Source organism: Kribbella sp. NPDC048837, from assembly GCF_055586945.1.
The window spans coordinates 420,100-443,622 of the sequence record NZ_JBVJHF010000006.1 but is presented as its reverse complement, the minus strand read 5'-3'; the positions used below and the strand labels follow the sequence as shown (position 1 = coordinate 443,622).

The following is a 23,523-nucleotide window of genomic DNA, read 5'->3' as shown; positions in this document are numbered from 1 at the left end:
TTCTGATCCTCCTGATGCTGCCGGTCGTCCCGGCCACCGCGTCCAGGCAGCTCCGGGTGGAGATCCTCTCGAGCCGGCCGGACAAGGTGACCGGCGGCGACGCGCTGGTGCACGTCGACGTACCCGACGACGCGGCAGAAGTGCGGGTGTCGCTGAACGGCAAGGACGTGACCTCGGCGTTCGTCGCCGACGCGCGGGGTCTGACCGGTCTGGTCGGGAGCATGCGGCTGGGTTCGAATCTCCTCCGAGCAGAGACCCAGGAGCACCGGGCGACGCTCGAGGTACGCAACTATCCACGCCAAGGCCCGGTCTTCTCCGGGCCCCATCAGCAACCGTTCGTTTGCGAGACCGCGAAGTTCACCATCCCGGTGATCGGCGTCGCGCTGGGCGATCCGCTCGACGCCGACTGCACGGTCGCGCCGCGCGTCGACTACTTCTACCGAACGACCGCCGGGCAATGGGCGGCGTGGCCGGCCGGCGCCACGTCGTACCCGGCCGATCTGGCGCGCACCGACGAGCATGCGCCGTTCATCGTCCGGATGGAGACCGGCAGCGCCAACCGCGCGGTCGTGCAGACGAGCATGCTGCACGACCCGCTGAACGACCCGGCACCGACACCTACCCGCAGATCGCCCGGCTGGAACGGCCGGGCGATCTTCACCCTTGGCGGCGGGTGTGCGGGCGGCTGGTACCGCTCCGGCAGCACCACCGGCGGCGTGACGGACGCCTTCCTGCTCGGCCGTGGCTACGCGCTGATGTCCTCGTCGCTGAACGTCTTCGGCCAGAACTGCAACGACCTGACCGCGGCCGAGTCCGCGATGATGACGAAGGAGCTCTTCGTCGAGCACTACGGGCGGCCGGAGTTCACGGTCGGTTTCGGCTGCTCCGGTGGTTCGTACCAGGCGCACCAGATCACCGACAACTACCCGGGCATCTTCGACGGCATCATCGTCGGCTGCTCCTTCCCGGACGTCGGCTTCGGCACCGTGACGTTCATCAGCGACGCCTGGCTGCTCGACTCGTACTTCACCTCGCGGACGACCGTGCCGTGGACCCAGGAGCAGAAACGGCAGGTGGCCGGCTTCGCGACCTACGCGACGCTGCCGAGTATGGCGATCAGCGCCGGCCGGATCGACCCGCGCCGCAACTGCGACATCGTCCCGCCGGCACAGCGCTACGACCCGGTCGGCAACCCGGACGGCGTTCGCTGCGATGTCTACGACCACACGATCACGGCGTACGGCGCGGATCCGGCGACCGGGTTCGCCCGGCGACCGCTGGACAACGTCGGCGTGCAGTACGGGCTCGGCGTGCTGAAGTCCGGCGTGATCACGGCCGACCAGTTCCTCGATCTGAACCAGCGGATCGGTGGCTTCGACGCGGACGCGAACCTCGCGCCGGCCCGGACCGTCGCCGATCCGCAGGCGGTGCGAGCGGCGTACCGGACCGGTCGGCTGACCAGCGGTGGGGGAGGGCTGAAGGACGTGCCGATCATCGACTACCGCGCGTACTTCGACTCCCAGTCGTACGGCGACATCCACGTCCGGTACCACACGTTCTCGATGCGCGCCCGGCTGGAGAAGGCCAACGGTACGGCGGCCAACCAGGTCAGCCTGATCGAGGACGCGAAGTACGGCCTGTTCAGCACCGAGAGCCCGCTGCTGCAGCACGCGGTCGACGAGCTGGATCGCTGGCTGACTCGGTTGGCTGCCGATGGCTCGTCCCGTCCACGCATCGACAAGATCGTCGCCGCCCGGCCGTCGGAGCTGAAGGAAGGCTGCCGCGGACCGTCGGGTTTCATCGCCCAGCCGCTCGACCGCGACCCGTCGTCGCAGTGCGAGCAGCTCTTCCCGTCGGCGTCGTTCCCGCGCGAGGTCGCCGGCGCCGGGGTGGCGGCGGACGTGATCAAGTGCCGGCTGCACGACCCGGTCCGGTCGGAGTATCCGGGCTTCACCGAAACTCAATGGGCCAGGCTCCGCGCGATCTTCCCCGGCGGGGTGTGCGACTACTCCCAGCCCGGCATCGGTCAGCAACCACTCGCCGGTACCTGGCTCAGCTTCCCCGACTGATACCGGGCGCCGCCGTCCGATATCCGGATGACGCTCCGCTCAAGCTGCGCCGTTCCCCAAGACACGACAAGATCGAACAGGGGGGAACGGAAAGCGCTCTCCAATGGTGGGCGCCGTTCACGACGCAGGGAGTGAGGCGTGTCCCGAGCAGAAGAGGTTCTCAGCCCCGAAAGCACCCGACCCACCCAGCTCGACCCAGCCGGTGCCACCGGCTCCGGACCACCGGGTCCGGCCGCACCGCCGAGATCCGCCCGTCCATCCGCCCAAGGCCTGTCCTGGTGGGCGCGCGCACGTCGCGACAAGATTCTGCTGCTGATGGCGCTGCCCGGCCTGGCGCTGTTGCTCGCATTCCACTATCTGCCGTTGCTCGGCAACCTGATCGCGTTCCAGGAGTACCTGCCGTTCGTCCCGCTCGGCCGCAGTGCGTGGGTCGGGCTGGACAACTTCGCGGTCATCTTCAACGGTGACGCGGAGTTCCTGAACGCGCTGAAGAACACCCTCGTGATCACGCTGGTCCAGGTGATCTTCGTCTTTCCGGCACCGATCGCGCTGGCCCTGCTGCTGAACAGCCTGCTGTCGGAGCGGATCAAGCGCGTCGTCCAGTCGGTGCTCTACCTGCCGCACTTCCTGTCCTGGGTCATCGTGGTCGCGATCTTCCAGCAGGTGCTGGGCGGCAGCGGCATGATCAACAACGCGCTGCGGTCCCACGGCCTGTCCACGATCGACTTCCTCGGCAACCCCGACGGCTTCATCGCGCTGCTCACCAGTCAGGTGATCTGGAAGGACACCGGCTGGGGGACGATCCTGTTCCTGGCCGCACTGACGCAGATCGATCCCGGTCTGTACGAGGCCGCCCGGGTCGACGGAGCCTCGCGCTGGCGGCAGCTCTGGCACGTCACCGTGCCGGGGATCCGCGGGCTGATCATCCTGCTGCTGATCCTGCGGCTCGGCGACTCGCTCACGGTGGGCTTCGAGCAGATCATCCTGCAGCAGAGCCTGGTCGGCAGACCGGCCAGCGAAGTCCTGGATACCTACGTCTACAACAACGGCGTACTCGCCGGCCAATGGGGAGTCTCGGCCGCGGTAGGTCTGGTGAAAGGCCTGTTCGGTGTCGCCCTGGTGATCGGCGCCAACAAGGTCGCGCACATCTTCGGCGAGGCGGGGGTGTACCGGAAATCATGAGTACCCAGACGAACGTCCTCCGGCCGCCCGGGACCAACCGGCGGCCGAAGCAGATCGACGCGCCCGCGATCCCGACGCGGGCCCTCAAGGGCATCGTGCTGCTGCTGTGCTGCGCCCTGGTGATCGTCCCGTTCATCGGCGTGATCTCGACCAGCATCGCCAGTCAGGCGCATGTCACCAACTCCGGCGGCTTCGTGCTGTGGCCGGACGGCCTCAACCTGGAGGCCTACCGGTCGATCTTCAACGGCGGTGTGGTGCAGCGGGCGCTGCTGGTCAGCATCTTCATCACCGTCATCGGCACGCTGGTCAGTCTGGCCGGGTCCACCATGCTGGCCTACGCGCTGAGCCGCCCGGGCTCCTTCGGGCAGCGGCCGATCCTGATGATCGTGCTGTTCAGCATCCTGTTCAGCCCGGGGCTGATCCCGAACTACCTGGTGGTGAAGGAGTTCGGCCTGCTCGACTCGCTGCTGGCACTGGTGCTGCCGACCGCGATCAACGGGTTCAACGTGATCGTGCTCCGCTCGTTCTTCATGGCGATCCCGGACTCGGTCCTCGACTCCGCCCGGATCGACGGGGCCGGCGACTTCCGGATCTTCTGGTCGGTCGTCCTGCCGTTGTCGCGAGCGGTCCTCGCGGTGGTCGGCCTGTTCTACGCCGTCGGGTACTGGAACGCGTTCTTCAACGCGATGCTCTACATCAACGACACCGCGAAATGGCCGCTGCAGCTGGTACTGCGGACGTACGTGATCAACAACACCGAGCTCAGCAGTGGTGATCTCGGTGGGTCGGCGGCCGATCAGCTACCGCCGCAGGAGTCGATCCAGATGGCGATCCTGGTGGTGTCGCTGGTGCCGATCCTGATCGTGTACCCGTTCCTGCAACGGCACTTCGCCAAGGGCATGCTGACCGGGGCGGTGAAGGGATGACACCGATCAGCAGAAGGTCACTCCTCGGTGGATCATTGGCCGCGGCGGCGGGCATCGGCGGCCTGAGCGGCTGCGCCACCGTGACCCGGTCGACCGACATCGCCGCGTTGAACAAGCCCGTGCGGTTGCCGACGTACAAGCGGTTCGACGGGCCGAAGCCGGACCTGCCTCGCGTCCATCCGTTGATGCCGGATTGCTTCTACCGGTTCCCGGCGCATCCGGTCCAGGTTACGCACGGCGTTCCCGGCGACGGTACCGACCTGGTCGGATCGGTGTCGACATCGAACCCGATCCCGCCGACCGCCGACCGGAACCCGTACTGGCAGGAGCTGAACCGCCGGCTCGGCTCACCGCTGGCGCTGACCATCACCGCGGCCGCCGACTACCCGAACAAGTTCGCGACCGCGGTGGCCGGCGACACGCTCGGCGATCTGTTCAACGTCGACGGCACCTTCGCCTACCTGCCGCAGTTCCTCGAGGCGCGGGCGCAGGATCTGACCGAGTACCTGTCCGGCGACGCGATCCTGGACTATCCGTTCCTGGCCAACCTGGCCACCGAGTCCTGGCGCGGGTGCGTGTTCTCCGGCGGCATCCGGGCGATCCCGATCCAGCGCGGCGTGATGTCGTCCAACCTGCTGCTGGCCCGACAGGATCTGCTCGACAAGCTGGGTGTCGAGCTCGGTTCGCCGACGGTGGACGAATTGATCAAGGTCGCGAAGGCGGTCACCGACGAGAAGAAGAACCGCTGGGCCTTCGCAGTGCCACCGGCGGCGGCGTTGAGCGCGATGCTCGGGTTGCCGAACGGATGGGAGGTTCGCGACGGCCAGCTGGTGCACAGCCGGGAGCTCGAGGAGCACAAGCAGATGCTCACGATCACCCGGCAGATGGTCGCCGACGGGCTGATCCATCCCGACGGGGTGGCGAAGAACAACCAGAAGGTCTGGTTCAGCCAGGGCTCGGCGGTGATGACCCAGGACACGTACTCGTCGATCCAGAGCTTCTACCGGCGCAGTGTCGTCAAGGACTTCGCCATCGCGCTGCCGGTCGTGCGTGATCACGCCGGGAAGGTCGGCCGGTTCCTGCTGGGAGCGCCGAACAACTCGATCGCGGCGATCAAGCCCAGCTCGCCGGAGCGGACCAAGATGCTGCTGCGGGTGCTGAACTGGATGGCCGCGCCGTTCGGGACCGAGGAGTACCTGTTCCGCAAGTTCGGCCTGCCCGGGCGCCACTACACGCTGAAGGGGACCGACCCGGCGCTGACCGAGGCCGGCGGGAGCGAGGTCTGCCTCGGCGAGTTCCCGATCCAGTACCTGGCCGACGGCGGGTATCCGGTCTACTTCCCGGGTCACCCCGACGCGGTCGACGTGGCGTACAACCACCTCAAGGCGATCCTGCCGACGGCGATCCTGCCACCGACGTACGGCCTCTACTCACCCACCCAGTCGATCAAGGGAAAGGTCTTCGACACCCGCCTCGACGCACTGACCAAGGACATCCAGCTCGGCCGCGCCGACCTCAAGACCTGGGACTCGGCCATCGCCGACTGGCGCAAATCCGGCGGCGACGCCATCCGCCACGAATACGAACAAGCCCTCACCATCCAGGGCCGCAAATAACCGGAGGAACATCGGGAGCGGGTCCAGGGACAATCAGCCGCATGCTGCTCGTCCCCCTGGACCCGCTCAACCCCCGCCGCGTCGATCCGCACTTCGCGCCCCAGGCCGCCGCGGCCCGACGCCGAGGTATCCCGGTCGCTCGCATCGACCACGACGCCCTGTCCCACCCGGACCAGGCGGTCGCGGGCGTGCCCGCCGCCGACGATGCGGTCTACCGCGGCTGGATGATGACCGCGCCCGAGTACGACGCCTTCGCCGAAGCACTCGCCGACCGCGGGGTCACGCTGCGGACCACCCCGGCCAACTACCGGACGGCTCATGAGCTCCCCGGCTGGTACGACGTACTCCGGTCGGTGACGCCGAAGTCTGTCTGGACCACGGGCGACGACGTCGACGAGTTGGTGTCCGCGGCCAAGGGACTCGGCGAAGGGCCTGCCGTCCTGCGGGACTACGTGAAGTCGATGAAGCACTACTGGGCTGAGGCCGCCTACATCCCGGACGTTGCCGACGCCGCGGCGGTCGAGCGAGTAGCTCGGCGCTTTCTCGAGCTGCGGGAGGATTCCTTCACCGGTGGCTTCGTCCTGCGGCAGTTCGAGGAGTTCGCCGGTGCGGAGGCGCGCACGTGGTGGATCGGCGGTCGGTGTGCGCTGGTGACTCCGCATCCGGATACGCCGGACGAGGCGCCGGCCGGCGTGGATCTGGTGGAGATCGAGCCGCTGATTGCCGGGCTGGCGCTGCCGTTCGTCACGGTCGACCTCGTCCGGCGCGCGGATGGTGTGTGGCGGGTGGTCGAGCTGGGGGACGGGCAGGTGAGTGACTGGCCGGGCTCGCGGGAGCCGGACGACCTCGTCGAGCGGTTGTTCCAGGAGGTAAGGGACAATGGTCAGTGATGACGCTGACTGAGCAAGTGCCGGGGACGACTGAGCCTGATGACCTGTACGACGCGTTCGCGCGGTGGGTGGGTGAGCAGGGGATCTCGTTGTATCCGGCGCAGGAAGAGGCGTTGATCGAGGTGATGACGGGATCGAACGTGATCCTGTCGACGCCGACCGGGTCCGGGAAGAGCCTGGTCGCCACCGGGGCGCACTTCGCCGCGCTCGCGAACGGGCAGCGGACCTTCTACACCGCGCCGATCAAGGCGCTGGTGTCGGAGAAGTTCTTCGCCCTGTGCGACGTGTTCGGCGCAGACAAGGTCGGCATGCTGACCGGCGATGCTTCGGTGAACGCCGGCGCGCCGATCATCTGCTGCACGGCCGAGGTGCTGGCCAACGTCGCGCTGCGCGAAGGCTCGGCCGCCGACGTCGGCCAGGTGGTGATGGACGAGTTCCACTTCTACTCCGAGCCCGACCGCGGCTGGGCGTGGCAGGTCCCGCTGCTGGAGCTGCCGAACGCCCAGTTCGTCCTGATGTCAGCGACCCTCGGCGACGTCGAGCGGTTCAAGATCGACCTCTCCCGCCGCACCGGCCGCCCGACCGCGATCGTCGCGTCCGGCGAACGCCCGGTGCCGCTGATCTACAAGTACGTCACCACCGCGCTGCACGAGACGCTCGAGGAACTCCTCACCACCCACCAGGCCCCGGTGTACGTCGTCCACTTCACCCAGGCCGCCGCGCTCGAACGAGCCCAGGCGCTGATGAGCATCAACGTCTCCTCGAAGGAGGAGAAGGAGAAGATCAACGAGCTCATCGGCAACTTCCGGTTCAGCAAGGGCTTCGGCCGGACCCTGCAGCGGTTGGTCAAGCACGGCATCGGTGTCCACCACGCCGGCATGCTGCCGAAGTACCGCCGGCTGGTCGAGCAGCTCGCCCAGGCCGGCCTGCTCAAGGTCATCTGCGGCACCGACACCCTCGGGGTCGGCATCAACGTCCCGATCCGGACCGTCGTACTCACGGCGCTGAGCAAGTACGACGGACGCCGCCAACGGATCCTGAAAGCGCGAGAGTTCCACCAGATCGCGGGCCGGGCCGGCCGGGCCGGGTACGACACGTCCGGGACTGTCGTCGTACAAGCGCCGGATCACGTGGTGGAGAACGTGAAGGCGCTGGCCAAGGCCGGCGACGATCCGAAGAAGCAGCGCAAGGTGCAGCGGAAGAAGCCGCCGGAGGGGTTCGTCACCTGGGGCGAGGACACGTTCGACCGCCTGGTCGCGGCCGAGCCGGAGGCGTTGCAGTCGCGGATGCGGGTCAGCCACGCGATGCTGCTCAACGTCATCGCCCGCGACGGCAACGCGTTCGAGAGCATGCGGCACCTGCTCCGCGACAACCACGAAGACTCCAAGGTGCAGGTCCGGCTGATCCGGCGCGCGATCCAGATCTACCGGACGCTGCTCACAGCCGGTGTGGTCGAGCGGCTGTCGGAACCCGACGAGAACGGCCGCACCCTGCGGCTGACCGTCGACCTGCAGAAGGACTTCAGCCTCAACCAGCCGCTGTCGACGTTCGCACTGGCCGCGCTGGATCTGCTCGATCCGGACGATCCGTCGTACGCGCTCGACGTCGTGTCGGTCGTCGAGGCGACCCTCGAGGATCCGCGAGCGGTGCTGTGGGCGCAGGAGCACCACGCCCGCGGCGAGGCCGTGAACGCGATGAAGGCCGAGGGCATCGAGTACGACGAGCGGATGGAGCTGCTCGAGGACGTCAGCTGGCCGAAGCCGCTCAACGAGTTGCTCGAGGCAACGTTCGAGATGTACCGGCAGACGCATCCGTGGATCGCGGAGACCGGGTTGTCGCCGAAGGCGGTGGTCCGGGACATGTTCGAGCGGGCGATGACGTTCGGCGAGTTCATCGGGTTCTACGGGCTGGCGCGCTCGGAGGGCGTCGTACTGCGCTACCTGAGCGACGCGTACAAGGCGCTGCGGCAGACCGTGCCGCCGGACAAGGTGAACGAGGACCTGACCGACCTGATCGAGTGGCTCGGCGAAGTGGTCCGGCAGACCGACTCCAGCCTGCTCGACGAGTGGGAGGAGCTGACCAACCCCACCGACGAGCCGGAGGCCGAGGTCACGCCGACGGGTCCGCGCCGGATCACCTTGAATACCAGGGCTTTCCGGGTTCTCGTCCGCAACGCGATGTTCCGCCGTGTCGAGCTGCTCGCGCTGCACCGGTGGGCCGAGCTGGGCCAGCTCGACGCCGACGCCGGCTGGGACGCCGCGCGCTGGGCGGAAGCGGGTACGGCGTACTACGCGGAACACGACGTGGTCGGCACCGGCCCGGCCGCCCGTGGGCCGGCACTGTTCCTGATCGAGGAACACCCCGGCTACTGGGAAGTCCAGCAGATCATCGACGACCCCGAAGGCAACCACGACTGGCGCATCACCGCCTCGGTCGACCTCGCCGCCTCCGACGAAGCCGGCGACCTGGTCCTGGAACTGGCCTCCTTCAAACCGTTGTAGTCACTGGGGTTTCCAGGGTTCTGACCTCTCTGACGAGCATCGGGAGGGCGGACAGGGCGATGCCGGCTGCGCCTACGGCGACGGCCGCGGTGGTGCCGAAGGTGCTGCCGAGGACACCGCCCAGTGCGGCGCCGATCGGGAGGACTCCGAAGGTGAAAGTGCGGTAGGCGCCGTTGCTGCGGGCAAGGGCTGTGCGGGGGATCAGCAGTTGCCTGATCGTCACCGAGAGGACGTTCGCACTGCCGAGGCCGATGCCGGCGAGGAACTGGATCACCCCGAGGAGCACGCCGTACTGCACGCCGCGGCCGGGGATGAACGCCAGCAGGAGCGGGAGCCCGGTGGACAGGATGAGCGAGGTGCCGAAGGCGCGACCGTAGCCGAGTCGCTTGGCCAGGCGGAGGCCGAGCATCGCGCCGACGAACGCGCCGGCGCCGCCCGCGCTGAGAGCGACGCCGTACCCGCCGGCGGAGAGGCCGCGTTCCTTCACGGCGAGGATGACGAGGTTCACGACGAGGATCTGCGCGGAGGCGTTGTACAGCGCGGCGTGCGCGGTCAGCGATCGCAGGAACGGACTCACCTTGATCTGGCGCACCCCTTCCCAAAGGCCGGGACGGTCGTCGGTCGCGTGGGGTGGCGACTCGGGCCGTCGCGCGGACGCGATGCCGACTGCGCTGGCCACGTACGAGACAGCGTCGACCAGGAGTGCGATCGCCGGACCGAGGAGCTGCACGAGGAGGCCTGACAGACCAGGACCGCCGACCTGGGCTGCTGTCGACGAGCCCTGCAGCGCCCGGTTGGCCGCCGGGAGTTCGTGCTCGGGGACGAAGTCCGGCAGGTACGCGAACGACGCGATGTCGAACACCACGCTCGCCGCGCCGACGAGGAACGCGACGACGACCAGCAAGGGCAGCGTGAGTTGGTCGAAGGCCCAGGCGAGCGGGACGACCGCGATCGCGGCCGTGCGGATCAGGTCGGCCGCGATCATCACGCCGCGCTTGCGCCGGCCCTCCAGCCAATGCCCGGCCAGCAGGGGGAGCACCGCGCTGGGCAGGTAGCTCGCGGTCGCGATCGCGCTCACTCCGGCCGCGCCCGTGTCCAGGGTGAGCGCGGCGGTCAGCGGCAGCGCGACCGCCGTCACGTGCGTGCCGACCGCGGAGACCGTCTGACCTGCCCAGAACCGCTTGAAGTCGCCGTCCACCGTTACCCCAGCCTCCGCCTCATCCAGTGCCCGTCCACCGTCACGCATGCCTCCGTCTCACCAGGTTCTCGTTACCGATACATGGGCTGATCCGGTAACCGTTACCGGATCATGCCCTATGAGCAGTAACGTGGCAACCGTGATCCAGCCAGGCGAGCGCACTCCGGCTCCGGAGCCGCTGGCGCTCGTCCAGGACCTGGTCAACACCGTCGACCTGGAGATGGAGCGGGACGTCCTGGAGAAGCCCGCGGACCTGGCCACGTTCTGTGCCGACCACGGGCTGGCCGACCTGCGGTTCGACCAGGCTGACCTCGACGAGGTGCTGATCCTCCGGGAGGCGATCCGCGACGTCTGTCAGGCGCACGCCGGGGTCGACGTACCGGCCGGGTCGCTCGCGGTTCTCGACCGGCTGCTCGCCGAGGCGCCGCTGCGGTTGGCGTTGTCAGCCGACGGGGACGCGACGATCCGCCCGGCCGACGGGCTGCGCAACGTGCAGGCCCTGGTCGCCAGGCTCGCGGCGGACATCACCGCATCCGTCGCGGCCGGCACCTGGCCACGCCTCAAGGCGTGCGCCGCCGACACCTGCCGCTGGGTCTACTACGACCGCAGCCCGGCAGGCCGCAGCCGCTGGTGCACGATGTCCCTCTGCGGCTCCCGCAACAAGATGCGCAAATACCGCGCCCGCAACTGACCCCAAGCACCGCGGCCGAGCGGGCTGTCCAGCCAGGAGACGTTGGGGGCTGGCCCGTCCTACGGCCAGGTGACGTCGACCTCGGCTGGGGCTTCGTAGTCGACGCCCGGTACGTCGAAGCCGTACAGCCGCCGCACCTCCGCGAAGAACCACGCCGTGTCGGCCACCTCGGCGATGTTGTCCTGAGTCGCGGACTCCCATTGGGCGCGGACGGCGGTCTGGGTCTCGTCGTTCAGTTCCCAGCGGTCCAGGCGGATGCGGCCGTCGTCGTCCAGGTCCAGCGGAGCCTCACCGGTGAGCTGGTCCCAGAGCGAGATCGACTGCTGGACCGGGCTCTGCAAGCCATCGCCGAGGACGTTGTGGAGGAGGCTGACGTAGAGGCCGATCCCGGGGATGGCGGACGACGCCTGGGTGACGGCGGCACCGTTCACCGAGGTCATCGCCTGAATGCCGTTCTTGCTCAGAGTCAGCGCGGTCTGCTCGAGGTCGGCCTTGGCGGCGCCGATCGAGCCCTGGCGGTAGATCGGGCCGGTGAGCTCGGAGCCGATGTACGTCAGAGCGACGGTGTTGAAGCCAGGCTTCAGCAGGCCGCGCTCCTCGAGTGCGGAGACCCAGCGGGACCAGTCCTCGCCGCCCATCACCTTGATCGTCTGGGCGACCTCGACGTCGGTGGCGACCTCGATCCCGACCTCCTGCAGGACCGGTTCACCGTCGTCGAAGGCGAGGCTCTTGGTGGTGTGCGCGGACCCGATCGCCCTGATCGCCGACTGGTAGGTCTCGCCGTTGCGCGGATCGACCCGGCGCGGTGCGGCGACGCTGTAGATCAGGTGGTCGATGCCACCCCACCGCTCGGCGATCAGGTCGAGCACCTCGGTCTTCGTGGTGTCCGCGAACGCATCCGCGTTGACGAAGCGGAAGTCGCGGCCGAACTCCTTCGCCAGCGTGGCGGTCTCGGCCGTGCGATACCAGCCCGCGGTCGCGGTCCGGCGGGCGGTCGGCGCCTTCTCGAACGAGATGCCGATCCCATCGATCCCGTACCGCGCCAGACCGGCGATCGTGGTGGCGAGACCGTACCCGGAGCTGGAGCCGATCACGAGCGCCGTACGGCGTTCCGGCGCGCGACGCTCGACCTGGTCCGCCAGGTCGCGGACGAGCCGCGCACACCCGGCTGGATGCGAGTCCAGGAACAGGAATCCACGGCCCACGGGCTTGACCACACGCTCACTCATGCGGACGACCCTAACCCGCCAGATCGGCCAGCACGGCGGAGTGCCGGAAGAATGCACCGAAAAGGCGGGGTCAGTTCCAGTACAGTTCCGCGTCGTCCGGCTCGACGGTGACGTCCGCGCCGAGGCGGCGGAGGTTGCCGGCGAAGTCGGTGTACCCGCGGTGCACGTGGTGCGCCGCGGACACGAGCGTCTCGCCCTCGGCCGCGAGCCCGGCGAGCACCAGCGCCGCGCCGGCCCGGATGTCACTGGCCACCACCGGAGCACCGGAAAGCCGCGGCACTCCGCGAACCACGGCGTGATGACCGTCGGTCTGGATCTGCGCCCCGAGTCGGGTCAGCTCCTGCGCGAACGTGAACCGCCCCTCGAAGAGGTTCTCCGTCACCATCGCCGCGCCGTCGCTCAGCGCGTTCAGCGCGATCACGAACGCCTGCAGATCGGTCGCGAAGCCGGGGTAGGGGAGCGTGACCACGTCCACCGGCTTCGGCCGGTCGTGCATCCGGACCCGGAAGCCGGACGTCTCCACGCTGATCTCGGCGCCGGCCTTGTGCAGCTTGTCCAGCGGCAGCTCCAGGTGCTCGGCGTGGCCGTTCGTGATCGTCACGTCGCCCTTGGTGATCGCCGCCGCGAACGCCCAGCTGCCGGACACGATCCGGTCCGGCACCACGGTGTGGTCGACCGGCCGGAGTAGACCGGACACGCCGGTGACCTCGATCCGGGGCGAGCCGGCGCCGTCGATCTGGGCGCCCATCGCGCTCAGCATCGCGGCGATGTCCTGGATCTCCGGCTCCCGCGCGGCGTTCTCGATGATCGTCGTACCGCGGGCCATCACCGCGGCCATCATGATCGTCTCGGTCGCGCCGACACTCGGGAAGTCCAGCCAGACCTCGGCGCCGTGCAGGCCCTGCGGCGCCTCGGCGATCACGAAGCCGTGCTCGATGTGCACCTTCGCGCCCATCGCCTCCAGCCCGGCGACGTGCATGTTCAGCCCGCGGGAGCCGATGTTGTCACCACCCGGCAGCGCCACCTCCGCCCGGCCGCAGCGGGCCAGCAGCGGTCCGAGCACCGAGATCGACGCCCGCAGCTTGCGCACCAGCTCGTAGTCGCACTGGTGCCCGATCTCCTGCGGTACGGCGATGGTCGCGATCTGATCGTCCGCGTCCACCTTCACCGAGCACCCGAGGGTGTCCAGCAGCTGGGCCATGAAGGTGACGTCGAGGATCCCCGGTACGCCGCGCAGCGTCGTCGTACCCTCCGCCAGCAGGGCAGCCGCCATCAGCTTGAGCACACTGTTCTTCGCCCCGGCGACTTCGACGGCTCCCTCGAGCCTGGCCTCACCTGCGATCCGAAACCGTTCCACCGGTCGACTGTAGCGTTTGACGGTGGCGGGCTTTGCGTAGAGTCCTGGCATGGCAGTGAACTTGACGCGGATCTACACGCGCACCGGTGACGCCGGCGAGACCCGCCTGGGCGACAACTCCTCGACCTCGAAGACCGATCCGCGGCTGGCGGCGTACGGCGAGGTGGACGAGGCGAACTCGGCCATCGGTGTCGCGATCGCGGCCGGCCACCTGAACAGCACGCTGGTGGTGCTGCTGACCCGGATCCAGAACGACCTCTTCGACGTCGGTGCCGACCTGTGCAACCCGATCACGCCGAATCCGGAGTATCCGCCGCTGCGCATCACCCAGGAGTACATCGACCGGCTCGAGGGCTGGTGCGACGACTACAACGGGCGGCTGACCAAGCTGCGCTCGTTCATCCTGCCCGGCGGCACCGAGGGCGCCGCCTACCTGAACGTCGCCCGCACCGTGGTCCGCCGGGCCGAGCGGGCCGGCTGGACCGCGGTCGAGGCGCACGGCCCGTCGGTCAACCTGCTCGCCATCACGTACCTGAACCGCCTGTCCGACCTGTTGTTCATCCTCGGCCGCGTCGCCAACCTCTCCTCCGGCGGCGACGTCCTCTGGGTGCCGGGCGGCGAGCGGACTCCCTAGCCCAGTTCCCAGTTCAGCGGCATCCGGAGCAGACCGGCGGGCGGCAGGCCCAGAGCGCTGTAGAGACCGGCGGTCAGGCCGTCGACAGTCAACGGCTGCGCCGTGACGGCCAGGTCGTCGGTTGTCGTCGGTGCGCGCAGCTGATCCAGCAGGTTGCGGTGCGGGACGTTGGCCAGGGCGATCTCATCGCGGTCCAGACCGGCGCGGTTGCAGGCCAGCGTGAGCGCGTGCTGAAAGCCGCCGAGCTCGTCGACGAGTTTGCGGGCGTGCGCGTCGGCACCGGTCCAGACCCGGCCGCGGGCGAGCGCTTCCAGCTGCTCCTCGGGCAGGCCGCGGTCCTGAGCCGCTTTGGCGACGAAGTCCTTGTAGATGCGGTCGAGGGTCTCCTCCACCCGCGCCCACTGCTCGTCGGTGAACTCTTCCTGCGCCGAGTACATCCGCGCGTTCTCGCCTTCCGACACGGCCTCCTGGGAGATCCCGATCCGCGCCAGCGCGTCGCGGACCACGCCCTTGCCCGTCAGCACGCCGATCGACCCGGTGATCGTGCCCGGCTGCGCGACGATCACATCGGCCGGCATCGACACGAAGTACCCACCGGAGGCCGCCACACTGCCCATCGACGCGATCACCGGACGACCGGTCGACCGCAACCGCAGCACCTCGTTCCGGATGGCGTCCGACGCGACGTACGAACCGCCCGGGCTGTCGACGCGCAGTACGACGGCCTTGACCTTCTCGTTGTCCGCCACCGCGCGCAGTGCGGCGCCGACCGTGTCAGAACCCGACCCCGGCCCGCCGAGTGGGCTACTGGAGTTCCGGCCCACAGTGATGCCGCCGGACACCCGTACGACGGCCACGAGCGGCTTGGCCGGCCACGGGAGTGTCTTGCGCAGCTCCGGCAGAGTGCGCGGACCACGCCGGATGTAGCGCTCGGCCAGCAGCCGCGCGTCGTAGTCGAGCTGCTTCTGCAGTTCGTCGTACACATCTGAGCGATAACCGAGCCGATCGACGAGTCCCGCGTCCAGTCCGGCCTGGGCGTGCAGTGGTGCGCTGTCCACGAGTTCCCGCACGCGTGCGGTGTCCAGACGCCGCCGTACGGCGATCCCCTCGACGATCTGTTCGTACGCCGACTCCGCAAGCCGCGACGCCATCTCGCGGGCCGGTGCGGTCATCTCCTTCTCGGTGAAGGTGTCGGCCGCGGTCTTGTACTCACGCCGCTTGCCGAACTGCGGGATCACGCCCGCCTTGTCGAGCGCACCGCGGATGAAGACCGCCTGCACCGAGACGCCGGTGATGCCGAGATCGCCGGACGGCTGGACCCAGATCTCGTCGAACGCGGTGGCCAGGTAGTACGGGACCGTGCCGTAGCCGGTCTCGCCGAACGACTCGGTCCACGCGACCGCCGGCTTGCCCGACGTACGGAAATCGGCGACCGCCTCGCGGAGGTCCTGCACCTGGGCCAGCGACAGCCGCTGCCCGCCCAGGTGGGCGACCACGCCGACCACCGCGTCGTCGCGGGCTCCCTTCCGCAGGGCCGCCACCAGCTCCCGCAGCGTCGGCAGATGGCGTGCGCGGAACGCCGCCACCGGCGAGGTGGGCGGCGTCTCGAGGACACCGCGGGTCAGATCCAGCTCGAGCAGAGTCGCCATACTCCGACCCTAGACCCGCCACAAAAGACCTGCCCCGCTCGGCAGGGAGCCGAGCGGGGCAGGGAGTGCAACTACTCGATCAGTCGCCGACGCGCTGCGGACCGTAGGCTCCGGTCAGCAGGAAGTTGACCTTCGCGCCGAACGTCGCCTGGAAGCTGCCGTAGCTCCTGATCACCGTGGTCGGGCCGGTGGTGCGGCTGACGGCGAACACGGTGCCCAGGTTGGTGTCGGTGTCGAGCGCGGTCAGCAGCGTGCTGCTGGCGCCGCACCGCTGGGCCACCAGCGACTCGTACGAGCCGAACCCGCTGGCCCGGACCTGCGTCACGATCGGCTTCATCGGAACGGTGACCGGCACCCGGACCGTGTACAGGGCCCCGCCCCGGGTGTTCACGAGCAGGGTGTCGTACGTCGGGGTCTCGGCGATCACCGTCATCGCCTTGACGGAACCGAAGCCCGGCGCCGAGCCGTACGCCCTGGGCGCGCCCGCCACTGTGTAGCGGTAGAGCGAGCCGTTGGTGTGCAGGCCGTACAGGAAGTAGTGCGGCCTGGCGCCGTACACGTAGTTGGAGTCGGTGATCTGGCTGAAACCGCTCCAGCCGGAACCCAGCTTGGTCGCCCGGACGGTCGGCGTGGTGGCCGTGCCCGTGTACTTGGTGACCGCGGCGTAGAGGTTCCCGGCCTGCAGGATCATGCCGTAGAACGTGTCGCTGCTCCGGTCGGACTCCAGGTACCAGGTGGAGCTGGCCCGGACGCCGAAGAGCTTGTACTGGTCGAGAGCCGCCACCGTCGGTGGCTTGGTGGCAGTGATGTCGTAGCCGCCGGCGGTACCGACGGCGTTGACGGCGCCGACCGACACGCCGCAGGCCGCGGTGGCGGCCTCCGCGGCGGTGGTCGGCAGCTTGGCCGCGGCCTTGCCGGCAGACCGGAAGGACTCCGGCTCCGGCTTGGTCGCGCCCGCGGTCACGGGGACCGCCGCTGCCGCGACCAGGCTGAGCCCGGCCATCGTCAGCGCAACACTTCGCATGGTCATCTAGAGAGATACCTTTCGAGTTCTCGATGCCCCCTCGGGCATGCGCTCGTACATCGTTTTCACGACACCCGGTGTTACAGCCAGGATTTGACGAACCGTGGCGGCGGGGACTAGCCGACTTTGGCCGACGGTGGCGTGGGCTTCTCGTCGGTCCAGCCGGACTCGAGGACGACGGTGGAGCCGGGCTTCGGCCCGCCGATCGAGGAGCTGAGCAGGCGGCCGGTGGCGGGATCGATGATGTAGGTCGCGCCGCCGCGGAACAGGAACGTCTTCTGACTGCTCGGCCTCGACAGGTCCGCGGTCAGAGTGATCTCGGTGCCGACACGGCCGATCGGGTCCTTCACGCCGGTGCGGATGTGGGTGCCGGGCAGCGCCGCCAGCACGCGCAGGGCGGCGCCGCGGAGCTTCGGCGGCGACGGCAGCTCGAACAGGAGCCGGCCGGCCGCGGCGAAGACGGCGTAGTTCCGCAGGTCCTCGCTCTCACCCGGACCGACACTCCTGGCGAGCACCTGGCGGAGCGCGACCGGGTCGGTCGGCAGCGCCGCGATCTGCTGGGCACTCAGTGGTCTGTCACCGGTCAGGTAATAGCCGGGCGGGACGTCGCGGAACGACATCTTGTTCACCACCGGTACGCCGTCCTTCGTGGTGATGGGGTCCACCTCGTACGGCAGCTGCCAGGACTGCGGCGATCCCTGGGCCTGCCACTTCGTGACGTCGTTCGCGGTCGCCGGCCGGTAGGCGAGGTTCACCCAGCCGAACCACGACTGGACGCCGGGCTTCATCGGCATCCAGCTCTCGGTGATGGATCGCCGTTCGAGCGTGTACCTCGGGTTCCCCACCCGGGTCGTCGCGCTGACCTGCAGACTCCGCACCCGGAAGAACTTCCCCGAGACCTTCTCGTCCACTTCCTGCCGCACGGCCGCCGCGATCAGCACCTGGGCGGCCGTCATCAGCCGCGGCGCCGTCGTCGTCTCACCGGTGCCAGGCACGGCAGCGTCGCCATCCCCAGGACCATCGACGAGCAACGCGCCTCCGAGGCCCACCACAGCCACCAGCGCAGTCGCTGCCGTGACAGCAGTCCCCAGCCACCCGGCCCGAACGATTCCACTGAGGACGTGGGGCTTCTCGGACTTCGCTTCGCGGATCAACGCCTCGACCTGCTGCCGCGCGGCGGCGGCCGCTTCCGGAGTGGGGGCGTCCTGTTGCGGGAACGCCTTGCGGAGGTGCTCGAAGTCGTTCATGACGGGTCCTCGAGGTGCGTGCGGAGAGTCCGGCGGGCCCGGGACAAGCGGGAGCAGACGGTGCCGTACGCGATCCCGAGCGCCGCCGCGACCTCGTCGTACGTGAGATCGCCGAGGGCCACCAGGAGCAGCACCTCGCGATCCTTGGCGTTGAGCGTGGCGAGCGCGGCGGCGAGCTCGCGACTCGCGCCCTGGGCCGTGACCTGGGCGGCGATCCGGTCCTCGGGAGCGCTCGCCGGGACCGGCAACGGCAGTTTCGCGAGCGCCCGCCAGGCGCGGACCTCGTCGCGGCGGTGCCGGCGGATGAGGTTCGTCGCGATGCCGTAGAGCCAGGCCCGCACCACTCCGTTCCGCCGGTCGAACTTCTCCCGCTGCCGGAACGCTATGAGAAATGTCTCCGCGGCCAGATCGTCGGCGATATCGGTCCCCAGCCGGCGTGCGACGTACGCGTGCACCTGACCGAAGTACCGATCGAAGATCACCGTGAACCGGTCCGGCTCCCGCACCGACGCCTCCAGCGCCCGCCCGTCCGCATCCGCGTCGGAATCGGCCGGTACGGCGCTTGTCCGCGGCCGGCCGGGGAACGCCAGGGTCGCCAGGGCCAGGTCGGGCGTCATCGAACTCCTCACATCTGGTGCGCTGCCGGTCGGCTCACCTTCTTCTTGTCCGATGTCCCCAGAACCCTTGTCGATGCCGGATAGCGCAGTTCGCTGCGCCGAAATCCCTGACCTGCCGGGAAAAGGACGCGCGAGAGCGCTCCCCGGAGGACATCCCGAGGAAAATGCGTGAAGAATCAGGAAGCGTCGAGCAGTCCGCGCGCCGCGGCCTCGTCGTTCGGCCAGACGTAGACAGTCCAGCCGTCTTTCGTCCGCGCGGCCGTCGCCTTGATGCCAAAATCCTTCAGCTTCGATACGGTGACCCGGGCCTCGTTGTACGTACGCACGGTTCGGACATCGATCAGCAGCCCGAACGCGTCCCGATCCGCGGGGCCGAGATCGATCCGGCGAACCAGCGACCCGCCCTTCGCCTTCGAGAAAGCCCAACGACAGAGCAGTACCATCAGTCCGGCCAGGGCGATGGCCACCACCGGAAAGAGGAAGTACTCATCGGCGAACACGGACACCATTGTCTCGCGAAAGAAAAGATCGTGAGGTCTTGGCAACCTTCTGTCTCGCCAGGGAGTCTTTACCAACACAAACGCTGCCACGCGGCCGATGACTCGGGGGCCGCCGGAAGAGCGGAGGGCACGGACATGCTCGCACCGACCCCTGACACAACAACTCTGCGCACCACGACCTCCTCCTCGCCCGTGCCGGCGATCCCGGTCGAGGAGAACGTCGTCCATCTGACCGGCATCCTGGACGTCCGCTCCGTGGGCGACGTCCGGCAGACCCTGAACAACCTGATCGACACTTCTGTCGGCGACGTCATCGTCGACCTGGAAACCGTCGACGCGGTCGACGCGACCGGCCTCGGCCTGCTCGTCGCCACCCACCGCCGGACCCAGTTGCTCGGCCGTCAGCTCGTGCTGTGGCACCCGATGCCTTCGGTCGTGCGCATCCTCGCGGTCACCCGCCTGCACCGCATCCTGCACGTCGAACGCAGTCCACTGCCGATCAGCGCCTGAGTGTGATCCACACCCCTGGTGACACCGGTCACGAGGTGCGGACTCACCAGGGAACACGGTCCTACTCTCGGGTACATGGCGACCGAGAAGGATCGACCGTGGGTGATGCGGACGTACGCGGGCCATTCGTCCGCGGCCGAGTCGAACGCGTTGTTCCGGCGGAACCTGGCCAAGGGCCAGACCGGGCTGTCGGTCGCGTTCGATCTCCCGACCCAGACCGGGTACGACGCGGATCACCCGCTGGCCAAGGGTGAGGTCGGGAAGGTCGGCGTACCGATCGCGCACCTCGGCGACGTCCGGGCGCTGTTCGACCAGATCCCGCTCGCGCAGATGAACACGTCGATGACGATCAACGCGACCGCGATGTGGCTGCTCGCGCTCTACCAGGTCGCCGCGCAGGAGCAGGGCGCGCTGCCCGACGAGCTGACCGGGACGACGCAGAACGACATCGTCAAGGAGTACCTGTCCCGCGGCACGTACGCGTTCCCCCCGGACGCGTCGCTGCGGCTGACCACGGATGTGATCGCTTACACGGTCGCTCAGGTGCCGAAGTGGAACCCGATCAACATCTGTAGCTACCACTTGCAGGAGGCGGGGGCGACCCCGGTCCAGGAGCTGGCGTTCGCTCTGTCGACCGCGATCGCCGTACTGGACCGGGTCCGTGACTCCGGGCAGGTCCCGCCGGAGCGGTTCGGTGACGTGGTCCAGCGGATCTCGTTCTTCGTCAACGCCGGTGTGCGGTTCATCGAGGAGACCTGCAAGATGCGGGCGTTCGTCCGGCTCTGGGACGACCTGACCCATCAGCGGTACGGCGTGACCGACGCGAAGGCTCGCCGGCTGCGGTACGGCGTACAGGTGAACTCGCTCGGGTTGACCGAGGCACAGCCGGAGAACAACGTCCAGCGGATCGTGCTCGAGATGCTCGGGGTCACGCTTTCGAAGAACGCCCGGGCCCGCGCGGTCCAGCTGCCGGCGTGGAACGAGGCGCTCGGCTTGCCACGTCCGTGGGACCAGCAGTGGTCGCTGCGGATGCAACAGGTGCTGGCCTACGAGTCCGATCTGCTCGAGTACGACGACATCTTCGACGGATCGCACGTCATCGAGGCGAAGGTCGGCGAACTGGTCACCGGTGCGCTCGAGGAGATCGACCGGGTGCAGGCGATGGGCGGTGCGGTTGCGGCCGTCGAGAGCGGTTACTTGAAACAGGCGCTGGTCGCTTCCCATGCCGAACGGCGGCAGCGGATCGAGTCCGGTGAGCAGGTTGTGGTCGGTGTGAACAAGTTCGAGAACACCGAGCCGTCGCCGCTGACCGCGGACCTCGACACCGCCATCCAGACCGTCGATCCGGCCGCTGAGTCAGCCGCGTTGGAGTCACTGCGGAAGTGGCGGTCCGAGCGCGACGACACGGCTGTCGAAACGGCCCTGACCAAGTTGCGGGCCGCCGCCAAGACCACCGACAACCTCATGCCGGTCACGCTGGAGTGCGCCCGTGCCGGTGTGACCACGGGGGAGTGGGCGGGTGTGCTGCGGGAGATGTACGGCGAGTACCGCGCACCGACCGGGGTATCCGGCTCGGTCGGCGTGTCCGGCGGCGGCGAGGCGATCGCTTCTGTCCGCTCGAAGGTCGCCGCGACGTCCGAGGAACTCGGCGGCCGCCTGCGCCTCCTGGTCGGCAAGCCCGGCCTCGACGGCCACTCCAACGGCGCCGAGCAGGTAGCAGTCCGCGCCCGCGACGTCGGCTTCGAGGTCATCTACCAAGGCATCCGCCTCACCCCCGAGCAGATCGTCGCCGCCGCCGTCGCCGAAGACGTCCACTGCGTAGGCCTCTCCATCCTCTCCGGCTCCCACATGGAACTCGTCCCCCAGGTAGTAGAAGGCCTCCGCCAAGCCGGCCTCGAAGACGTCCCCGTCGTAGTAGGCGGCATAGTCCCCGAAGCCGACGCCAAAGCCCTGATCACGGCCGGCGTAGCCGCCGTCTACACCCCCAAGGACTACGACCTCACCGGCATGATGTCCAACGTCATCGACGTAATCCGCCAAGCCCACAAGCTCTAACCGCCGCGCGTTCGCGGCCAGGCCTCCGTCGCGCCCTAATGCTGGAAGCCTTTGAGTAGGGCGTTGAGGCCGAGGTGCCAGCGGCGGTTGGTGGATTGGGTGGAGGTGCCGAGGCGGTGGGCGTTCTCGGCGGCGGCCAGGCCCTCGGTGAAGGTGAAGAGGATGAGGGCGAGGTCGGTCGGATCGCCGGAGAGTTGGCCGGCGTCGACGGCGGTGCGGACGTGCTGGACGAAGATCTTGCGCACCTTGACGCCGGCCTTCGCCTCGTCCTTCGTGGGATCGAAGTCGGCGAACGGCCGGGAGAACATGACCTCGGCGAGCACCGGATTCGCCAGGATGAACGCGCGGAACGCATCGGCCAGCCGGCGAAGCGCCTCGAGTGGATCCGCGCTCGGGGGCAGCGCCGCCAAGTCGTCTCCCAGCATCCGGAATCCCTCGAAGAAGACCTCCCGGATCAGCCCCGCCTTGTCGCCGAAGACCTCGTAGATCGCCGGAACGGAAGCGTTCGCGCGGCGCGCCACGGTCCGCGTGGTCAGGCCGCCCACACCCTCCTCGTCGAGCACCGCCATCGCACTCGCCAGCCCGCGCTCATGCAGAGCTTCGGTGCGCTGCTTCACCCTGGGCACGCCCCGACGATAGCATCCAGATCAACGTTATGGAACGCTGATACAAAACGATGTATAAAGGTCGAGTGACCGAAACCGTCCTTCAGTTGCTGCGTGACCGCAGAGAACAGGGAAGCGTCCCCGGACACCGCACCGACGACGCGCGCCTGGTGCTGCTGATCGAGGGCGGGAGCTCGCGCGGCGCCTACTCCAGTGGCATGACGATCGCCATCGAGCAGCTCGGATTGTTGCCGATGTTCGATGTCGTCTACGGAAGCTCCGCCGGAGCACTGAACGCAGCCTGGCTGCTGTGCGGTCGGGCCGAAAGCACCATGCACGCCTGGTGGGATCCCATGATCATGGGGACGACCATCAACCCACGCCGTGCCCTGCGCCGCCGGCCGGTGGTGGACACGCGCTACCTGGTCCACACCGTCTACACCGAGATCATGCCGATGGGTTTCGACGACATCCTCGACAGCCCCGTCGAGCTCCACCCAATCGCCACGGACGCTCTGACCGGCAAGGGCGTCGACCTGTATGAGCACATCCACGACCAACCGAGCCTGCAGGCCGCGCTGCGTGCATCGGCCGCGATGCCCCTTCTCGCCGGCGAACCGGTCATGATCGACGGACGCGCGTACGTCGACGCCGGGCTGAGCGAAGGCACGCCCGTACGCACGGCTCTTGCACAGCAGGCCACGCACATCGTCGCGCTGCGCACGCGACGGGTGGACGAGACCCAGTCGGCTCCGTCCCGCGCCGAGCGGATGCTGATGTCGCGATGGTTCGCGCGGTACGCTCCAGGCGCCCTCGAGCCATGGCTGCATCGCGTCGAGATCCGCGCAGAGGAAGAGCGTTTGCTCGCGTCCCACCCTGCGACCGTTCAGATCCGCCCGCCGTTCGGCAGCGTTCGCATCAGCCGCACCGAGCGGCGCCCAGGCCCCCTGCGGACCGCCGTGGATACCGGTCGGCAGGCCGCGCTCGACGTGTTGGCGGCCACCGTCGAATTAGCACTCTGAG

20 protein-coding genes are annotated in these 23,523 nt (G+C 68.6%); 11 read left to right on the top strand and 9 right to left on the bottom strand.

Going from position 1 to position 23,523, the window contains the following annotated elements; genetic code table 11:
- Nucleotides 1–14 precede the first annotated feature (14 nt).
- The 6 genes from ACZ6O0_RS28635 to ACZ6O0_RS28610 all read left to right on the top strand — a co-directional run bounded on the left by ACZ6O0_RS28635 (nt 15) and on the right by ACZ6O0_RS28610 (nt 9,184).
- The gene (locus ACZ6O0_RS28635) at nt 15–2,069 is read left to right on the top strand and encodes a DUF6351 family protein (protein ID WP_465768086.1); all 2,055 of its coding nucleotides are present in this window, start codon (nt 15–17) and stop codon (nt 2,067–2,069) included.
- Between the two features lie 138 nt (nt 2,070–2,207).
- Entirely contained in the window at nt 2,208–3,251 is a 1,044-nt protein-coding gene (locus ACZ6O0_RS28630) for an ABC transporter permease (RefSeq protein ID WP_465768085.1), read from the top strand.
- The gene (locus tag ACZ6O0_RS28625) at nt 3,248–4,177 is read left to right on the top strand and encodes a carbohydrate ABC transporter permease (RefSeq protein ID WP_465768084.1); all 930 of its coding nucleotides are present in this window, start codon (nt 3,248–3,250) and stop codon (nt 4,175–4,177) included. The genes ACZ6O0_RS28630 and ACZ6O0_RS28625 overlap by 4 nt, the downstream gene beginning before the upstream one ends.
- Complete coding sequence (locus ACZ6O0_RS28620) at nt 4,174–5,793, top strand: extracellular solute-binding protein (protein WP_465768083.1); 1,620 nt, start codon at nt 4,174–4,176, stop codon at nt 5,791–5,793. The genes ACZ6O0_RS28625 and ACZ6O0_RS28620 overlap by 4 nt, the downstream gene beginning before the upstream one ends.
- A 41-nt stretch (nt 5,794–5,834) precedes the next feature.
- Complete coding sequence (locus tag ACZ6O0_RS28615) at nt 5,835–6,683, top strand: ATP-grasp domain-containing protein (protein WP_465768082.1); 849 nt, start codon at nt 5,835–5,837, stop codon at nt 6,681–6,683.
- Nucleotides 6,683–9,184: a DEAD/DEAH box helicase gene (locus ACZ6O0_RS28610; protein ID WP_465768081.1), complete on the top strand. Its 2,502-nt coding sequence runs from the start codon at nt 6,683–6,685 to the stop codon at nt 9,182–9,184. The genes ACZ6O0_RS28615 and ACZ6O0_RS28610 overlap by 1 nt, the downstream gene beginning before the upstream one ends.
- On the opposite strand, the gene ACZ6O0_RS28605 is transcribed toward ACZ6O0_RS28610, so the two are convergent.
- Nucleotides 9,171–10,430 (bottom strand): MFS transporter, encoded by a 1,260-nt coding sequence (locus ACZ6O0_RS28605; protein ID WP_465768080.1) that lies wholly within the window; start codon nt 10,428–10,430, stop codon nt 9,171–9,173. The genes ACZ6O0_RS28610 and ACZ6O0_RS28605 overlap by 14 nt on opposite strands.
- Nucleotides 10,431–10,521: 91 nt before the next feature.
- On the opposite strand from ACZ6O0_RS28605, the gene ACZ6O0_RS28600 reads away from it, so the two are divergent.
- The gene (locus tag ACZ6O0_RS28600) at nt 10,522–11,073 is read left to right on the top strand and encodes a CGNR zinc finger domain-containing protein (protein ID WP_465768079.1); all 552 of its coding nucleotides are present in this window, start codon (nt 10,522–10,524) and stop codon (nt 11,071–11,073) included.
- 59 nt (nt 11,074–11,132) lie between these two features.
- On the opposite strand, the gene fabV is transcribed toward ACZ6O0_RS28600, so the two are convergent.
- Nucleotides 11,133–12,302, bottom strand: a complete 1,170-nt coding sequence (gene fabV, locus ACZ6O0_RS28595) for an enoyl-[acyl-carrier-protein] reductase FabV (RefSeq protein WP_465768078.1) — start codon at nt 12,300–12,302, stop codon at nt 11,133–11,135.
- Nucleotides 12,303–12,372: 70 nt separating this feature from the next.
- The gene (gene murA, locus ACZ6O0_RS28590; RefSeq protein ID WP_465768077.1) at nt 12,373–13,659 is read right to left on the bottom strand and encodes a UDP-N-acetylglucosamine 1-carboxyvinyltransferase; all 1,287 of its coding nucleotides are present in this window, start codon (nt 13,657–13,659) and stop codon (nt 12,373–12,375) included.
- Nucleotides 13,660–13,708: 49 nt separating this feature from the next.
- Here murA and ACZ6O0_RS28585 point away from each other — a divergent pair, with 49 nt between their 5' ends.
- Nucleotides 13,709–14,293 (top strand): cob(I)yrinic acid a,c-diamide adenosyltransferase, encoded by a 585-nt coding sequence (locus ACZ6O0_RS28585; protein ID WP_465768076.1) that lies wholly within the window; start codon nt 13,709–13,711, stop codon nt 14,291–14,293.
- On the opposite strand, the gene sppA is transcribed toward ACZ6O0_RS28585, so the two are convergent.
- From sppA to ACZ6O0_RS28560, 5 genes are all read right to left on the bottom strand, one after another.
- Nucleotides 14,290–15,942 (bottom strand): signal peptide peptidase SppA, encoded by a 1,653-nt coding sequence (sppA, locus tag ACZ6O0_RS28580; RefSeq protein WP_465768075.1) that lies wholly within the window; start codon nt 15,940–15,942, stop codon nt 14,290–14,292. The genes ACZ6O0_RS28585 and sppA overlap by 4 nt on opposite strands.
- Before the next feature lie 79 nt (nt 15,943–16,021).
- Nucleotides 16,022–16,972, bottom strand: a complete 951-nt coding sequence (locus ACZ6O0_RS28575) for a hypothetical protein (RefSeq protein ID WP_465768074.1) — start codon at nt 16,970–16,972, stop codon at nt 16,022–16,024.
- A gap of 110 nt (nt 16,973–17,082) precedes the next feature.
- Complete coding sequence (locus ACZ6O0_RS28570; RefSeq protein ID WP_465768073.1) at nt 17,083–18,213, bottom strand: CU044_5270 family protein; 1,131 nt, start codon at nt 18,211–18,213, stop codon at nt 17,083–17,085.
- Nucleotides 18,210–18,830 carry an RNA polymerase sigma factor gene (locus ACZ6O0_RS28565; RefSeq protein WP_465768072.1) on the bottom strand — a complete coding sequence of 207 codons (621 nt, stop codon included), beginning with the start codon at nt 18,828–18,830 and terminating at the stop codon, nt 18,210–18,212. Before ACZ6O0_RS28565 ends, ACZ6O0_RS28570 begins: the two co-directional genes overlap by 4 nt.
- Nucleotides 18,831–19,006: 176 nt before the next feature.
- On the bottom strand, nt 19,007–19,339 hold the full coding sequence (locus ACZ6O0_RS28560) for a hypothetical protein (protein WP_465768071.1): 333 nt from the start codon (nt 19,337–19,339) through the stop codon (nt 19,007–19,009).
- 126 nt (nt 19,340–19,465) lie between these two features.
- Here ACZ6O0_RS28560 and ACZ6O0_RS28555 point away from each other — a divergent pair, with 126 nt between their 5' ends.
- Both ACZ6O0_RS28555 and ACZ6O0_RS28550 read left to right on the top strand, forming a co-directional pair.
- Nucleotides 19,466–19,840 carry an STAS domain-containing protein gene (locus ACZ6O0_RS28555; RefSeq protein WP_465768070.1) on the top strand — a complete coding sequence of 125 codons (375 nt, stop codon included), beginning with the start codon at nt 19,466–19,468 and terminating at the stop codon, nt 19,838–19,840.
- A 75-nt stretch (nt 19,841–19,915) separates the two neighbouring features.
- A complete protein-coding gene (locus tag ACZ6O0_RS28550) occupies nt 19,916–21,895 on the top strand; it encodes a protein meaA (RefSeq protein ID WP_465768069.1) in 1,980 nt (659 codons plus the stop codon).
- Nucleotides 21,896–21,930: 35 nt separating this feature from the next.
- Here ACZ6O0_RS28550 and ACZ6O0_RS28545 read toward each other — a convergent pair whose 3' ends face one another.
- A complete protein-coding gene (locus ACZ6O0_RS28545) occupies nt 21,931–22,521 on the bottom strand; it encodes a TetR/AcrR family transcriptional regulator (protein WP_465768068.1) in 591 nt (196 codons plus the stop codon).
- 65 nt (nt 22,522–22,586) lie between these two features.
- Here ACZ6O0_RS28545 and ACZ6O0_RS28540 point away from each other — a divergent pair, with 65 nt between their 5' ends.
- A complete protein-coding gene (locus ACZ6O0_RS28540; protein ID WP_465768067.1) occupies nt 22,587–23,522 on the top strand; it encodes a patatin-like phospholipase family protein in 936 nt (311 codons plus the stop codon).
- Nucleotide 23,523: the final 1 nt, after the last annotated feature.